The sequence below is a fragment of the Devosia sp. Root635 genome, from assembly GCF_001427605.1.
In the GTDB taxonomy this organism is placed as follows: domain Bacteria; phylum Pseudomonadota; class Alphaproteobacteria; order Rhizobiales; family Devosiaceae; genus Devosia.
This window is the reverse complement of sequence record NZ_LMGZ01000022.1, coordinates 200,725-215,619: the sequence shown is the minus strand read 5'-3', so window position 1 is coordinate 215,619 and position 14,895 is coordinate 200,725. Positions and strand designations below refer to the sequence as shown.

At 64.8% G+C, this 14,895-nt stretch carries 10 protein-coding genes, 1 tRNA gene and 3 pseudogenes; 12 read left to right on the top strand and 2 right to left on the bottom strand.

Annotated features, from left to right (window positions below):
- Positions 1-86: 86 nt before the first annotated feature.
- Positions 87-160: transfer RNA gene (locus ASD80_RS16170), tRNA-Gly, on the bottom strand.
- Positions 161-264: 104 nt separating this feature from the next.
- Here ASD80_RS16170 and ASD80_RS16165 point away from each other — a divergent pair.
- From ASD80_RS16165 to ASD80_RS16115, 12 genes and pseudogenes are all read left to right on the top strand, one after another.
- Positions 265-1,311: an HD domain-containing phosphohydrolase gene (locus ASD80_RS16165; RefSeq protein WP_056235059.1), complete on the top strand. Its 1,047-nt coding sequence runs from the start codon at positions 265-267 to the stop codon at positions 1,309-1,311.
- A 649-nt stretch (positions 1,312-1,960) separates the two neighbouring features.
- The gene (locus ASD80_RS16160) at positions 1,961-2,308 is read left to right on the top strand and encodes a lipid asymmetry maintenance protein MlaB (protein WP_156460506.1); all 348 of its coding nucleotides are present in this window, start codon (positions 1,961-1,963) and stop codon (positions 2,306-2,308) included.
- The gene (locus ASD80_RS16155) at positions 2,305-2,673 is read left to right on the top strand and encodes a response regulator (protein ID WP_056235049.1); all 369 of its coding nucleotides are present in this window, start codon (positions 2,305-2,307) and stop codon (positions 2,671-2,673) included. Before ASD80_RS16160 ends, ASD80_RS16155 begins: the two co-directional genes overlap by 4 nt.
- On the top strand, positions 2,670-4,697 hold the full coding sequence (locus ASD80_RS16150; protein ID WP_056235042.1) for a chemotaxis protein CheA: 2,028 nt from the start codon (positions 2,670-2,672) through the stop codon (positions 4,695-4,697). Before ASD80_RS16155 ends, ASD80_RS16150 begins: the two co-directional genes overlap by 4 nt.
- Complete coding sequence (locus tag ASD80_RS16145) at positions 4,694-5,194, top strand: chemotaxis protein CheW (protein WP_056235039.1); 501 nt, start codon at positions 4,694-4,696, stop codon at positions 5,192-5,194. Before ASD80_RS16150 ends, ASD80_RS16145 begins: the two co-directional genes overlap by 4 nt.
- Positions 5,191-5,673: pseudogene (locus tag ASD80_RS19310) on the top strand (MCP four helix bundle domain-containing protein); the annotation flags it as partial. The gene ASD80_RS16145 and the pseudogene ASD80_RS19310, both read left to right, overlap by 4 nt.
- A 468-nt stretch (positions 5,674-6,141) precedes the next feature.
- Positions 6,142-7,053 (top strand): annotated as a pseudogene (locus ASD80_RS19305) (methyl-accepting chemotaxis protein); the annotation flags it as partial.
- A 458-nt stretch (positions 7,054-7,511) separates the two neighbouring features.
- Positions 7,512-9,089: pseudogene (locus ASD80_RS16135) on the top strand (methyl-accepting chemotaxis protein); the annotation flags it as partial.
- A 340-nt stretch (positions 9,090-9,429) separates the two neighbouring features.
- Positions 9,430-9,891, top strand: a complete 462-nt coding sequence (locus ASD80_RS16130; protein WP_056235030.1) for a chemotaxis protein CheW — start codon at positions 9,430-9,432, stop codon at positions 9,889-9,891.
- Positions 9,892-9,949: 58 nt separating this feature from the next.
- A complete protein-coding gene (locus ASD80_RS16125; RefSeq protein ID WP_244489027.1) occupies positions 9,950-10,834 on the top strand; it encodes a CheR family methyltransferase in 885 nt (294 codons plus the stop codon).
- A gap of 10 nt (positions 10,835-10,844) precedes the next feature.
- Positions 10,845-11,969 (top strand): protein-glutamate methylesterase/protein-glutamine glutaminase, encoded by a 1,125-nt coding sequence (locus ASD80_RS16120; protein WP_056235024.1) that lies wholly within the window; start codon positions 10,845-10,847, stop codon positions 11,967-11,969.
- The gene (locus ASD80_RS16115) at positions 11,966-13,720 is read left to right on the top strand and encodes a hypothetical protein (protein WP_056235021.1); all 1,755 of its coding nucleotides are present in this window, start codon (positions 11,966-11,968) and stop codon (positions 13,718-13,720) included. Before ASD80_RS16120 ends, ASD80_RS16115 begins: the two co-directional genes overlap by 4 nt.
- On the opposite strand, the gene ASD80_RS16110 is transcribed toward ASD80_RS16115, so the two are convergent.
- Positions 13,717-14,829, bottom strand: a complete 1,113-nt coding sequence (locus ASD80_RS16110) for a 2'-deoxycytidine 5'-triphosphate deaminase (RefSeq protein WP_056235018.1) — start codon at positions 14,827-14,829, stop codon at positions 13,717-13,719. The two genes, ASD80_RS16115 and ASD80_RS16110, sit on opposite strands and share 4 nt — an antisense overlap.
- Positions 14,830-14,895: the final 66 nt, after the last annotated feature.

Here is a 14,895-nt window from a genome sequence, read left to right as displayed (position 1 = left end):
GGAGCGGGTGAAGGGAATCGAACCCTGGAGGAACCGCTTGCCGGTTTCGACCACAGGGACTCGAGGGTTCCTGCCCCCGGAATTGCTGGAGCGGGTGAAGGGAATCGAACCCTCGTCGTAAGCTTGGGAAGCTTCTGCTCTACCATTGAGCTACACCCGCGGCGCGCCGATAGATGCGGGAATTGGCGTCTCGCGTCAAGGGATGGCGATTAACAGTCGCATAACGGCTGTTGCCCTATGCTTGCGCCAAATCCGGGGGCGGATATGCGCGTATTGATTGTTGACGACAGCCGGTCGAGCCTTGCGATGATCGCTACGATCGTCAAGGCGGCGACCAATGCCGACATTGACGCGTGCCTCCACCCCTTCGAGGCGTTGGAGCGGACCGAGGCCACGCAATACGATCTCGTGCTCGTCGATCACATCATGCCCGAAATGGATGGTGTGCAGTTTACCAGCGCTTTGCGCGCGCGCGATGCCTATCGCCTGGTGCCCATCATCATGGTCACCTCCGACATGGATAGGAACACCCGCATCGAGGCTATCCGCGCCGGCGCCACCGACTTCGTCAACAAGCCGTTCGACCCTACCGAATTGCAGGCGCGCGTCGCCAATCTGCTGACCTTGCGCGCGGCCCAGGTCGAACTGGCCGACCGCGCCAATTGGCTGTCGCGCGAGGTGGAACTGGCCACGGCGCACCTGTTGGCGCGCGAGGAAGAAATCATCTGGCGGCTGGCCCGCGCCATCGAGTATCGCGACGGCGATACCGGGGAACATGTGTCGCGCGTCGCCCGCATCAGCCAACTCATTGCCGGCGGCATCGGCCTCAGCGCCCAGCGCTGCCGCATGATCTACCTGGCGGCGCCACTGCACGACATCGGCAAGATCGGCATTGCCGACGCGATCCTCGGCAAGCCGGGCAAGCTGACGCCGGATGAGTTCAAGATCATGCGCGAGCATGTGACCATCGGCGCCCGCATCCTCGAAAACGGTTCCTCCGAACTGATCCGCACCGCCGAACTGATCGCCCAGAGCCATCACGAGCGCTGGGATGGCGCTGGCTATCCCGACAAGCTGTCGGGCACCGATATTCCGATCGAAGCGCGTGTCGTCGCCCTTGCCGACGTGTTCGATGCCCTGTGCTCGGAGCGTCCCTATAAAGCCGCCTGGCCCATCGACAAGGCCTATGCCGAGATCGTGGCCTGCAGCGGCACCCATTTCGATCCGGCCTGCGTCGCTGCCTTCTGCGCCAGGTGGGGCGAGATCGAGGCCGTCATGGGCGGCGCCCAGGCCGAGGCCATCGGCTTCTAGCCGGCTTCTCTCCTATGTCGGTGCAGGCAGCTCTGCCCCGCTCCGAGCAGCATGGCCGGCCTCGGCCGCCTCATTCCATCCAACGCTCCGGCATCGTTGTCGGGCTTCGGGCACTCTGGGTTTGCGCGGGCCGAGCGATGATGCCGGGGCGCCGCCCTGGCGAGGATTCTGACCAACTGCCAGCTCCAAATTTTTCGGGCGTCGCGGACCTCCCATACAAGAACAGCGCGCCGCCCTCCTGGGCAATTGGCAGAACAATGCGCCGCGATACTGGAAGTAATACTTGCCCCGTGACTCGTGCCTGACTCGCTGCGGTGAATCGAAGATTCGCTGGGGCAGAGTCAAGATTCACAACAGCCCTTGCATCGGCTGTAATGACTCTGGTTGTGACTCGTAATAGTTACTGACATCATCAAGGAAAGAATTGATCGATGAAAGTAAATTCTAGTAAGACTGCCTTAATCAACTTCGTTCATCCTCTGTAATGCATCGGATGGGAATACGATGCGCGTAGTCGAAGTTAACGAAGCGCCAGGTCGCGTCTTAAGAAACCGCTAATAAAAGCTGGTTCTGACGACAAAGACTGTGCCCATCCTACGGTAGTCAAAGCTATGTTTTACGTCTTGTGCTTCACGGCTCGGTCATTGCCATGACCAGAGATAGCGTTCACGTCGTCAAAATTTCCGGCGATGCCGGCCTGCGCGCCGCGCAGGATATTGCCGGATCGCTGCGCAAGGCGCTGACCGGCCATGACCAGGTCGCCGTCGCCACCGAGGCGATATCGGGCGCCGACATTACCACCATCCAGTTGTTGCTGGCCGCCCGCAAGCAGGCCCAGGCCTCCGGAAAATCGCTGACACTCGCTGCCCCGCCCAGCGGCGTGCTGCGTGATCTGCTGGTTCAGGTCGGATGCCTCGATGCCGAAGGCCAGCCTTTGCTTCCGGATGGTGATTTCTGGACACCACCAATTCGACAAGGCGAGGGCAAGACAGCATGAGCAAGACGATCCTGACCATCGACGATTCAGCATCCATCCGACAGATGGTCGTGATGACGCTGTCCGCCGCAGGCCTCGATGTCATCGAGGCCATCAACGGCGCCGATGGCTACACCAAGGCCACCGGTCAGACCGTCCATGCCGTCATTACCGACCTCAACATGCCGGTCATGAACGGCATCGAATTCATTCGCAAATATCGCCAGCATCCTTCCAGCAAGGGCGTGCCGATCATCCTGCTGACCACCGAGTCCGATGAGGAACTCAAGCGCCAGGCCAAGGAAGCCGGCGCCACCGGCTGGATCGTCAAGCCGTTCAAGCAGGACCAGTTGCTCGCGGTCATCAAGAAGGTCACCGGCGCATGAGCTTCCCCGACCCCACCGAGACATTTCGCCAGGAAGCCCGCGAGCTGCTCGAACAGCTCGAATTGGGCCTGCTCGATCTCGAGCAGAACCCGGCCAATGACGACCTGATCAACTCCACTTTCCGGGCCCTGCACACTATCAAGGGTTCGGGCGCCATGTTCGGCTTCACGGCTGTCGCCGCCTTCGTGCATGAATTCGAGACCGCCTTCGACCAGGTGCGCAAGGGCAACAGCCCGGCGACATCGGAGCTGATCGCGGTGGCGCTCGACGCCAAGGACCATATCCACAAGCTGATCGAACAGCCCGACGCGCCCCAGGCCGGCGGCGAAGCCATTCTCGATGCGCTGCGTATTGCTATCGCGGGCACCGACGTCGTCGATGCGCCGACCGAGGTTGAAACGCCGGAGCCGGTCGCCGCGCCGGCCAAGGGCAATCGCTGGCGCATCCGCTTCCGCCTGCCGCCCGACGCTTTGGTCTATGGCACCAATCCGCTGCTATTGCTCGACGAGATCAAGGCCATCGGTCCCTGTACCATCCTGGCGCTGACCGATACTATTCCGCCGCTCGACACCATCGATCCCGAAGTGCCTTATATGGGCTGGCAGGTCGATCTCACCGCCGACGACCCGCGCGCCGCCATCGACGATGTCTTCCTGTTCCTCAAGGATGGCATGGAACTGTCGGTAGAGCCGCTGAGCGAGGTCGAAATCGCGGCGCCGGCCCCGGCCGAGGCTCAGCCTGAACCCGTAGCCGCGCCCGAGCCCAAGCCCGTGGCAGCTCCCGCCAAGGCGACCAAGGCCCCCAAGGCCCCCAAGCCCGTTGTCGAAAAGGAACCGCCGGCCAGTGCGGCCGCCTCGTCCTCCATGCGCGTCGACGCCGAACGGCTCGACGAGCTGATGGATCGGGTCGGCGAACTGGTCATCGCTCAGGCTCGCCTGACCCAGATCGCCGCCATGAGCAGCGACGGCAATCTCAAGACCATTGCCGAGGAACTTGAGCGGCTGAGCTCGGGCCTGCGCGACACCACCATGGGCATCCGCATGGTGCCGATCGGCACCCTGTTCAGCCGCTTCCGCCGGCTGGTCCACGACCTCAGCCGCGACCTGGACAAGGATATCGATTTCATCACCTCAGGCGAGGATACCGAGCTCGACAAGACCATGATCGAGCGCCTGGCCGATCCACTGGTCCACCTGATCCGCAATTCGGTCGATCACGGCCTCGAACCCGCCGAAAAGCGCCTCGCCGCCGGCAAGTCGGCCAAGGGCACGGTTCGGCTCTCTGCGGTCTATGCCGGAGCCGAAGTCGCCATTTCGGTGACCGATGACGGCGCCGGGCTCAACGCCGAGCGCATCCGCGCCAAGGCCGAGGAGGCGGGCCTGCTCGCCCCCGACGCCAAGATCGCCGACCAGGACCTCTGGCAGATGATCTTCGCGCCCGGCTTCTCCACCGCCAAGGAAGTCACGTCGCTGTCGGGCCGCGGCGTCGGCATGGACGTAGTCAAGCGCACCATCGACGGGTTGCGCGGCAGCATCGATGTCGCCACCACGCCGGGCAGCGGCTCGACCATGACTTTGCGCCTGCCACTGACGCTGGCCATCATCGATGGCATGCTCGTGCGGGTCGGCAATGGCCGCTACACCATCCCGCTGGCGGCCGTGGAAGAATGCGTCGAACTACCCGAGGGCATCGAAGCCAATGCCCGCGGCCGCAACTTCCTCGATATCCGCGGCAGCCTCGTGCCCTTCCTGCGCCTGCGCGAAGTGTTCGGCACCAGGGCGCCGGCCGATCCGCACCAGAAAGTGGTGATCGTCTCTTCCGGCGAGGGTCGCGTCGGCCTCGTGGTCGATCAGATCATCGGCAACAACCAGACGGTCATCAAGCAACTGAGCAAACTGCATTCGTCCATCAAGTCGTTCTCCGGCGCGACCATATTGGGTGACGGCACCGTGGCGCTCATCCTCGATACCGCCCACCTGGTCCAGTTCGGCCAGGGCTATGTCGACCAGGGGAGGGCAGCATGACCGCCACCGAAACCAGTTCCATGAAGGCGCTGACCCTGCGCCTGCAGGACGAACTCTTCGCCGTCGAGGCGGGCAGCGTGCGCGAAATACTCGATCTCGTGCCGATCACCGAGGTTCCCAATGCCTCCCCCTTCGTCAGCGGGCTGATCAACGTGCGCGGCCGCGTCGTGCCGCTCGCCGATCTGCGCGTGATGTTCGGCATGGACCGCCCCGAGCCCGACGAGGACACCCGCATCGTGGTGATGGAGGTTGATATCGACGGCGAGCCGACGGTCGCCGGCATTCTCGCCGACAAGGTCCACGACGTCACCGACATCGAGGCAGCCTCCATCGAGGAAGCTCCCAGGGTCGGCATGCGCTGGCGCCCCGAATTCATCCGCGGCATCGGCAAGCGCAATGGTGGCTTCATCATCATCCCCGATCTGGGGCGTATTTTCGAAACACAGGGCGCCAGAACGGCGTCCCCCGCAGCATCAGAAGAAAGGTCTGCATCGTGAGACTGACAATCAAAACCAAGCTGGCTGCGGTCTTCACCGTGGTCGTCGCCCTCTCCGGCGCCAGCATGTTCATCGCCCTGCAGAACCTCGGTTCGCTCAATGACAACCTCGAGCATATCGTGACCGGGCCGGCGGCCCGCTCGATTGCGCTCAAGGAAATGCAGGACGACCTCACGGGGCTGAGCAACGACCTGCGCGCCATGATGTTGACCTCCAACTCCGAAGAGCTGGTCGCCGACGAGCAGATGCTGGGCGCCCTCTACGAAGAGCTGCGCTCCGACGCTACGGGCATGGCGGGCTCGTTCACGGCCGAAGAATCCAACCGCGACATCCAGAGCTTCATCGAAGCCCTTGACGCCTATTGGGCGGTCTCCCTGCAGGTACAGCAATACGCACTGCAGAACAGCGATACCGTGGCCTTCAACATCACGACCAGCGACGGCAGCGCCTCCATCACCGCCCTGGAGCAGACCATGGGCAGCCTGATCCAGGCTCTCGGTCGCAGGCTGGCTGCGGGTGATCTGTCCGCAGTGCCGGCCTACGATACCGCCAACGCCATGTTCCTCAAGGCAAGCGACGCGTTCCGGCAGCAGCGCAATATCCTGCTGGCCGACCAGCACCCCGCCAAGCAGGACGAATGGCTCAACGACTACCACACGGCCATCACCGATCTGGAAGACGGCTTCGCCCACCTGGTCCGCGTCGTCGGCCCTGCCGAATCCGGTCTCGCCACCCAGGCCGAGGCCGACTATCAGGCCATGATCGTCGCCATGAACAAGGCCGTCGATGTCTCGATCCAGCGCTCGCAGTATCATGCGGCGGAACTGGCCGATGGCGAGGGCGCTACGCTGCGCACGGCCGCCTCGGACCTGCTGGAAACCATCGTCGAGCGCAACGACGCCCTGCTGGACCAGTCCACCATTGACGCCGAGGCGCTCTACCAGTCCAGCCGCATGCTGCTGATCGGCATCCTGGTTGGTTCGGCGCTGATCGCGCTCGTCGCTGCGCTCTGGATCGTCATCTCGATCTCCCGGGCACTGTCCAGTGCCGTCCGGCTCGCCAACGACGTTGCCGAGGGCGATCTGAGCGCCACGGCCGCGGTCAAGGCCGACGATGAAGTGGGTGACCTGATCAAGGCACTCAATGCCATGACGCAGAAGCTGCGCGAAGTGGTGAGCGAAGTGACGGCCGCCACCCGCAATGTCGCGGCGGGTAGCCAGGAAATGTCGGCCACGGCCGAACAGCTCAGCCAGGGCGCCACCGAACAGGCATCGTCGACCGAAGAGGCTTCGGCCTCGATGGAAGAAATGGCTTCCACGATCAAGCAGTCTGCCGACAATGCCAGCCAGACCGAGAAGATCGCCCGCCAGTCCGCTGCCGATGCGATCGCCTCGGGTGAGGCGGTGAACAACGCGGTGACCGCGATGCAGACCATCGCCGAAAAGATCATGGTGGTGCAGGAAATCGCCCGCCAGACCGACCTGCTGGCCCTCAACGCGGCGGTGGAAGCCGCCCGTGCCGGCGAGCATGGCCGGGGCTTCGCGGTGGTGGCCTCCGAAGTGCGCAAGCTGGCCGAACGCAGCCAGGCCGCGGCAGCGGAGATCTCGACCCTCTCCGGCACCACGGTCAAGGCGGCCCAGTCGGCCGGCGAAATGCTTGGCAAGCTGGTGCCGGACATCCAGCGCACGGCCGAACTGGTGGAAGAAATCTCCGCCGGCAGCCGCGAGCAGAATGCCGGCGCGGCGCAAATCAACACCGCCATCCAGCAGCTCGACAAGGTAACCCAGCAGAACACCTCGGCCGCCGAGGAAATGTCGGCGACATCGGAGGAACTGGCCAGCCAGGCCGAGCAGCTCCAGNTCCAGCAGCTCGACAAGGTAACCCAGCAGAACACCTCGGCCGCCGAGGAAATGTCGGCGACATCGGAGGAACTGGCCAGCCAGGCCGAGCAGCTCCAGGCCGCCATCAGCTACTTCCGCATCGACGCCAGCTCGGTGCCGATGGCCGCCAACCGGAGCGAGTCCAAGCCGGACCTTAAGCAGGCCATCCTGGCCAAGGCGCCGCATATGGCGCCGCGCAAGCCGGGCGGCAAGGCCAAGGCCAAGCCCGCCAATTCGGGTGGCTTCGACCTCGACCTGGATGACGGTCACGACGATCTTGACGCCGACTTCACCCGTCGCAGCGCCTGATCCAGTCGTCATCATTGCATCGGGACCGGATTGGTTCCGGCCCCGATGCGACTAAGCCAGACTATATGCGTCGGTACATCGATAGAGGACCGCAGAAGCGTGCCCTCCAGCCAAGAAGGGCACGTCCTATGCGTTTGACCATTAAAGTAAAACTCGCTGCCACATTCGCGGTCGTCATCATTCTGTCGGCGATCAGCATGGTTGTCGCCCTGCAGAATCTCGGTTCGCTCAACAATTCGTTCGGCATCGCCATGAACGAAAACGTCAAGCGCATCCAGCTGGCCGCCGACCTTGAAGTCGCGACCCTGGAAGTCGCGCGCGACGAGAAAAATCTCATTCTGACGCACGATCCCGCCGGGCGGTCCACCTTGGTCGATAGCCTCGACGAAGAGATCGCCCTGGTCCATGCCGACGCCTCGGCGCTCCGCGATGTTTCCGACGAGGCCGGCAAGGCGCTGATCGACCGCTTCGTCTCCAGCTATGACGAATATCTTGCCCAGCATGCCGAAATCCGACGGCTGGCCCAGGCCAATCGTGAGGAGGAGGCCTTTGCGCTTGCCGGCGGCCGTGCCGCAGAGGCGCGCAGCGAGGCCGTCGTTGCGCTCGATGAGCTGACGGCCCTGGACAATGAAGAACTGGCGCAAGCCACCGTGGACGCCGAGCAGCTCTATGCGTCGAGCAGCACCCTGCTGATCGGGCTGCTGATCGGCTCTACATTGCTGGCGATTGGCGCCGCCGTGTGGATCGTTCTCGGTATCAGCCGCGGTCTGCATCGCATCCGCCAGGTGGTCGACGCCGTCGCTATCGGCGATCTCGATCAACGGGTCGAGGTGACGTCCAACGACGAGATCAAGGATCTCGTGACCACCGTCAACGCCATGACCGACAACCTGCGCGCCACGGCCGCCGCCGCCGACCAGATCGCCGATGGCGACCTGACCACCGACGTCAAGCCGCTGTCCGACAAGGACGCTCTCGGGCTGGCGCTGGAACGCATGGTCGCCAAGCTGCGCGACGTCATTTCCGAAGCCATCACCTCGGCCAACAATGTCGCGGCGGGCAGCCAGGAAATGTCGGCCACGGCCGAACAGCTCAGCCAGGGCGCCACCGAACAGGCCTCGTCGACCGAAGAGGCTTCGGCCTCGATGGAAGAAATGGCCTCGACCATCAAGCAGTCGGCCGACAATGCCACCCAGACCGAGAAGATCGCCCGCCAGTCGGCAGCGAACGCCATCGCCTCGGGTGAGGCGGTGAACAATGCCGTGGCGGCGATGCAGACCATCGCCGAAAAGATCATGGTGGTGCAGGAAATTGCCCGCCAGACCGACCTGCTGGCCCTCAACGCGGCGGTGGAAGCCGCCCGTGCCGGTGAGCATGGCCGGGGCTTCGCGGTGGTGGCCTCCGAAGTGCGCAAGCTCGCCGAACGCAGCCAGGCTGCGGCAGCTGAGATCTCGACCCTCTCCGGCACCACCGTCAAGGCGGCCCAGTCGGCCGGTGAGATGCTTGGCAAGCTGGTGCCAGACATCCAGCGCACGGCTGAGCTGGTGGAAGAAATCTCCGCCGGCAGCCGCGAGCAGAATGCCGGCGCAGCCCAGATCAACACCGCCATCCAGCAGCTCGACAAGGTAACCCAGCAGAACACCTCGGCCGCCGAGGAAATGTCGGCGACATCGGAGGAACTGGCCAGCCAGGCCGAGCAGCTCCAGNTCCAGCAGCTCGACAAGGTAACCCAGCAGAACACCTCGGCCGCCGAGGAAATGTCGGCGACATCGGAGGAACTGGCCAGCCAGGCCGAGCAGCTCCAGACCGCCATCAGCTACTTCCGCATCCATGCCAGCCAGGCCGGTCAGGCGCCGACCCCGACCAAGGCCAAGCCGGCCCGCGCCGGCCTGCGCGACGCGATCATGGCTCACGCCCCCCAGATGGGTGAGAGCAAGCAGGCGATGCGTGGCGGCAAGGGTGGCGGTTTCGACCTCGACCTCGATGATGGCCGCGACGAGCTCGACGGTGAATTCACCCGCCGTGGCGCGGCATAAGGAGGCAGCAATGGCCGAACGGGCTCAATACGTTACCCTTGGCGTTGCCGACGAACTCTTCGCCGCGCCCGTCGAAAAGGTGCAGGAAATCCTGGACATGCGGCCTATCGCCCGGCTGCCCCAGGCACCGCAAACCCTGCTCGGCATGATCGATGTGCGCGGGCAGGGCATTCCGGTGGTCGACCTGCGGCTGACCCTTGGTCTGCCGCCGGCGCCGGACAATGCGAATACCCGCATCATCGTGTTGGCCATTGCCGGCCATGATGGCGAGTTGCGGCTCGGCCTGCGGGCCGACCGGGTGTTCGAAGTGACCATCCTCGACGAGGACGCGCTCGATCCGCCCCCGGCGGTCAGCGGTTCCTGGTCCGGGCACTGCATCGCCGGCATCGGCCGTCGCAACGGGAATTTTGTCACCGTGCTCGATCTCGAACGCCTGCTCGGATCGTTCGCGGACGCCGCCCGCGCGGCCTGACCTCAAGCAGCATGCGATCATTGCCGATCGCATACCCTCGTTGCCCGGAGACTGACCCTTGCCCCCATCCGCCCACCAGGCCGCCGTGCGGCCGGAAAACACCGACGACGACCATCTGTCGCTGCGCGATTTCAAGCGCATCTCCGACCTGATCGGCGCCGAAGTCGGCATCAAGCTACCGCCGACCAAGCGCCTGATGGTGGAGGGTCGCCTGCGCAAGCGCGTCCGCGCCTTGGGGCTTCATAGTCTCGACGACTATGGCGACTACCTGTTCCATCGCGATGGTCTTGCCGTCGAGCGTCCATTCCTGATCAATGCGGTCACCACCAACAAGACCGACTTCTTTCGCGAGCCGGAGCATTTCGACCTGCTTGAGGAGAGGCTGGTGCCCGATCTGCTGGCGCTGCGCCGCGGCGAGCGCAAGCCATTGCTCAAGATATGGAGCGCCGCCAGTTCGACCGGCGCCGAGGCCTATACCCTGGCCATGGTGCTGGCCGATCTCGCGGCCGAGCGCCAGGACTTCAAGTTCGCCATTCTGGGTACCGATATTTCGACGTCCGTGCTCGAGCAGGGCATTCGGGCCGTCTACCCGACCGAGCTGATCGCGCCGGTGCCGCCCGGCAAGCAGCAGCGCTATCTGATGCACGCGCGCAAGCCCGGCCAGCGCCCCGAAGTGCGGATCGTGCCCGAACTCCGGCGTTTGGTCCGCCTGGCGCGGCTGAACCTGATGGATACCAGCTATCCCTTCGACCGCGACGTCGACGTCATCTTCCTGCGCAATGTGCTGATCTATTTCGACAAGGTCGACCAGGAGAAAGTGATCCTGCGCCTGGTCGATCACTTGCGGCCGGGCGGTTATCTGATTCTTGGTCATTCCGAATCCATGATCGGTACCGCGGTGACCATGCGTCAGGTCGCACCCGCGGTATTCCAGAAGACCTGAAGGTACGACTATGGCTGCGACCCGCCGGAAGATCCGAGTACTCATCGTCGATGACAGCGCTTCGGTGCGCATGACGCTCAGTGAGATCATCGATAGCGATCCCGACCTCGAAGTCATGGCGACGGCGGCCGACCCCTATGTGGCGGTGGAACGCATCCGCCAGGAAGTGCCCGATGTCATGTTTCTCGACATCGAGCTGCCGCGCATGGATGGACTGACCTTCCTGCGCAAGATCATGAGCCAGCGGCCTATTCCGGTGGTCATCTGTTCGAGCCTGGCCGAGGCGGGTTCGGAAACGCTGATGCAGGCGCTCGAAGCCGGGGCGATCGATGTGGTGGCCAAGCCGCGCGTCGACACCACCCAATTCCTCCAGGAATCGCGCATGCGCATCTGCGATGCCGCCAAGGCGGCCGCCCATGCCAAGCTCCGCGGTGTCCACAAGCCGGCCCCCGCGCTCACGGTCGAGGCCAAGCTCACCGCCGACGCGATCATCCCGCCCCATTCTGAAGCCCGCGCCGCCTCGGTCCGCGCCAAGCAGCCCCAGACCGACCCGATCATCTGCATCGGCGCCTCCACCGGCGGCACCGAGGCCCTGCGCGAAGTGCTCGAAAAACTGCCCGCCGCCAGCCCCGCCATCATCATCGTCCAGCACATGCCCGAAAAGTTCACCGGCGCCTTTGCTCGCCGCCTCAACGGTCTCTGTGCCATCGAGGTGAAGGAGGCTGAAGACGGGGACGTGGTGCAGGCAGGTCGTGCCCTCATCGCGCCCGGCAACCAGCACATGGTGCTGCATCGCGCCGGCAGCCGCTATACCGTCAACATCGTGGATGGTCCGCATGTGTCGCGCCACCGCCCCTCGGTCGATGTGATGTTCCGCTCGGCCTCCCAAGTTGCCGGCCGCAACGCCATGGGCGTCATCCTCACCGGCATGGGCGACGACGGCGCCCGCGGCCTGCTCGAAATGCGCCAGGCCGGCAGCTACACCATTGCCCAGGATGAGGAGAGTTGCGTGGTCTTCGGCATGCCCAAGGAGGCTATCCAGCGCGGCGCTGCCGCCAAGATTGTGCCGCTGCACCGCGTCGCTGCCGAAATCGAAACCTATGGTCGGGCGCCGCGCACGGGGGCAGCACCATGACCGCACTGGCCCACCAGCTTCCACCGACTTCCGCCGATGCCGCGGCGCTCCGCGCCGTTGGTGAGGCGCTGGCCGCACCGCGCCAGGAGATCGAAAGCACCTTCGTCGCGGTCGGCGCCCGCCTGACCGAGGGCGCGGCCATGATCAACCGCATTACCAAGGTGTTCGAGGCCCTGCCGGCGCAGTTGCAGAGCCCGGAGCTTGCCGAGGCCTCGACGCGGCTGGCCGATATCGGCCGGCAGGCCGAAACCATCTCGGCGCTGTTTGCCACCGAACAGGCGGACCTGACGCGCCTGGTCGAGGTGGTGGCCGCCGCCGAACACCCCATTTCCGAACTGCGCCGCACGGTCAAGATGATGGGCATCGTCGCCATCAATGCCCGCGTCGTCGCCGCCGGGGTGGTCGGCGACAGCGATGATTTCGACGTCTTCACCACCGATATCGCCAAGCTCTCTGAAAGCGCCACCTCTACTATCCAGCATTTCACCGCCGCCTATCGGCAACTCACCGATGAAGTCGGCCATGCGGCCCGCCAGCGCGGCCAGTTCGAGAATGCCCATGCCGATACGCTGAGCGCACTCGCCGCCGACATGGACCGGGCCCTGGCCGAGCTGGCGCGTCAGCGCGCCGTATCGGTCGATGGCACCGCCGAGACCGGCCGCGTTTCGCGCCAGATTGTCACCCGCATCGCCAGCGCCGTCATGGCCCTCCAGGTCGGCGACGCCACGCGGCAGCGCATCGAGCATGTCGAAAGCGGCTTGGCGGCACTTGCCGACATGCTAGACGGCGGCAGCATGCAGGAAAACGACAGGCAAGTGGCGCGCAATCTTTTCGGTAGCTTGCAGGTTGCCCAGCTGTCCGGCGCCACCGATGCCTTCGAGGGCGACGTTGCCGAAGCGGGTGACGCCCTGCGCGATCTGGCCGCCGACGCCCGCTCCATCATGGATCAAAGCCGCGCCATTTATGGCCAGGGCGACGAAGCCGGCGCCTCCTCGCTGGCCGCATTGAGCAAGGCCGTGCGCCACGCCGCGCTGGTTCTGCGCGATTGCGAAACCGAGCGGGGAAAGCTGGAAAGCGTTGCCACGGCGGTCCTTGGCACTGTCGGCACTCTGCTCAGCCATGTCGAGGCAGTGCAGGAAATCGAGGCCAATATGCGCCTCGTCAGCCTCAACGCAGCAGTCAAATGCGCGCAGCTCGGCCCCCGCGGCGCCGCCCTCAACGTCATCGCCCGGCAGTTGCGCGAACTGACCGGCGAAACCGTCACCGCCGCCGAAGCCTCCATGGCCGGCCTGCACCAGGCAGCCGGCCTCGCGCAGTCGTTCGGCGCCGCCGCCAACGGCGACGCCGCCGGCCGCGTCGGCCAGCTCGAACAGGAAGCCACCGCTGCGCTGGTGCTGCTGCAGGGGGTCGACGCGACGCTGGCCGAGGCCCTGGCTACGCTCAACCGGGATGGCCCCAATGTCATTGCCCTGCTCGGCAATGCGGCCGAAACCTTTGTCAGCCAGGCTGCGATTTCCGAAACCATGCGCGATCTCGAAATGCGGCTGGTGGCGGCATGCCCGCCCGCGACCGCGGCGGCGCAAACCCCGGCCATCGCCGCCATGCTTTCGGCCCACCGCGCCCGCTACACGATGGATGCCGAACGCCGGATTCACGAACAGCTCTTTGGCCCTGATGCAGCACCGGCTGTGGAAGCCGAGCCGGCCAGCCAGGATGGGGAAGAGACCGATCTCGACGCGCTGTTCTTCTAGCCCGAATACGGCTTGAAGTGCTTGGAAAGCTTGAGCGTTTGCGCTTGGTAGTTCGATCCCAAAGCCGAGCCGTAGAGCCGGTCCGGCGCTTCGGCCAACCGCTCATAGATCAGCCGGCCGATGGTCTGCCCATGCCCGAGCAGGAACGGCACTTCGCGGCTGCGCACTTCCAGCACGGCACGGCTCCCGGCGCCGCCCGCCGACGTATGGCCGAAGCCAGGGTCGAAAAAGCCGGCATAGTGGACGCGGAATTCACCCACCAGCGGATCGAACGGCACCATTTCGGCGGCATGGGTCGGCGGCACATGCACCGCCTCGTCGCTGACCAGGATGTAGAATTCGTCGGGATCGAGGATCAGTTCCTCGCGGCCACGATTGGTCAGCGGATCCCAGAAGTCGAGTACGTCGAGCGCTGCCTTCTTGTCCACATCGACCACCGCCGTATGGCGCCTGGACCGGAAACCGATCAGCCCGCTGCGCCCCTCGCCCTTAAGGTCGATCGACAGCGCCACCCCTTCGCCGACGGGGGCATTATTGTTGAACACCAGCGTATCGGACGCATGCAATGCCTGATGCTCGGCCACGGTCAGCCGGTTGTCGCCGGAGCGGAAGCGCATCTGGCTGAGCCGTGAGCCGGTGCGCACCAGCACCGGGAACGTGCGGGGGCTCACTTCGAGATAGAGCGGGCCCCTGTAGCCGTCAGGCATCTGGTCGAAGCCACGCGCCCGGTCGCCGATGACGCGGGTGAAGACGTCGAGCCGACCGGTGGAACTTTTGGGATTGGCCGAGGCGCTGACCGTTTCGGGCAGGTCGAGGCTTTCCTGCAGTGGCACCAGATAGACGCAGCCCCGTTCCAGCACGGCGCCGCGCGTCAGGTCGATCTCATGCAGTTTGAGAGCCTCGATACGTTCGGCCACCGAATGGCTGGGGCCGGGCAGGAAGCTGGAGCGCACCCGATAGGCCACGTCGCCGAGCCGCAGATCGAGGCTGGCTGGCTGCACCTGGTCGGCATCGAACGGGCGGGCCGCCATGATGCTGCCCTGCTTGTGCAGGGTCTCGATCAGCCGCGCCGGAAAGACGCCCTGCGGCCAGGCCTGTTGCTTGTCCATGCTGTCGCGCCTCGCGGAACCCGTGGCTACCCCTACCAATCCACGCAATTGACGCCAACAGGCAAT

What these genes read in the sequence shown, in the direction of transcription:
- ASD80_RS16165 (WP_056235059.1), top strand. Translation starts at nt 265, where the DNA reads ATGCGCGTATTGATTGTTGACGACAGCCGGTCGAGCCTTGCGATGATC.
- ASD80_RS16160 (WP_156460506.1), top strand. Translation starts at nt 1,961, where the DNA reads ATGACCAGAGATAGCGTTCACGTCGTCAAAATTTCCGGCGATGCCGGC.
- ASD80_RS16155 (WP_056235049.1), top strand. Translation starts at nt 2,305, where the DNA reads ATGAGCAAGACGATCCTGACCATCGACGATTCAGCATCCATCCGACAG.
- ASD80_RS16150 (WP_056235042.1), top strand. Translation starts at nt 2,670, where the DNA reads ATGAGCTTCCCCGACCCCACCGAGACATTTCGCCAGGAAGCCCGCGAG.
- ASD80_RS16145 (WP_056235039.1), top strand. Translation starts at nt 4,694, where the DNA reads ATGACCGCCACCGAAACCAGTTCCATGAAGGCGCTGACCCTGCGCCTG.
- ASD80_RS16130 (WP_056235030.1), top strand. Translation starts at nt 9,430, where the DNA reads ATGGCCGAACGGGCTCAATACGTTACCCTTGGCGTTGCCGACGAACTC.
- ASD80_RS16120 (WP_056235024.1), top strand. Translation starts at nt 10,845, where the DNA reads ATGGCTGCGACCCGCCGGAAGATCCGAGTACTCATCGTCGATGACAGC.
- ASD80_RS16115 (WP_056235021.1), top strand. Translation starts at nt 11,966, where the DNA reads ATGACCGCACTGGCCCACCAGCTTCCACCGACTTCCGCCGATGCCGCG.
- ASD80_RS16110 (WP_056235018.1), bottom strand. Translation starts at nt 14,829, where the DNA reads ATGGACAAGCAACAGGCCTGGCCGCAGGGCGTCTTTCCGGCGCGGCTG.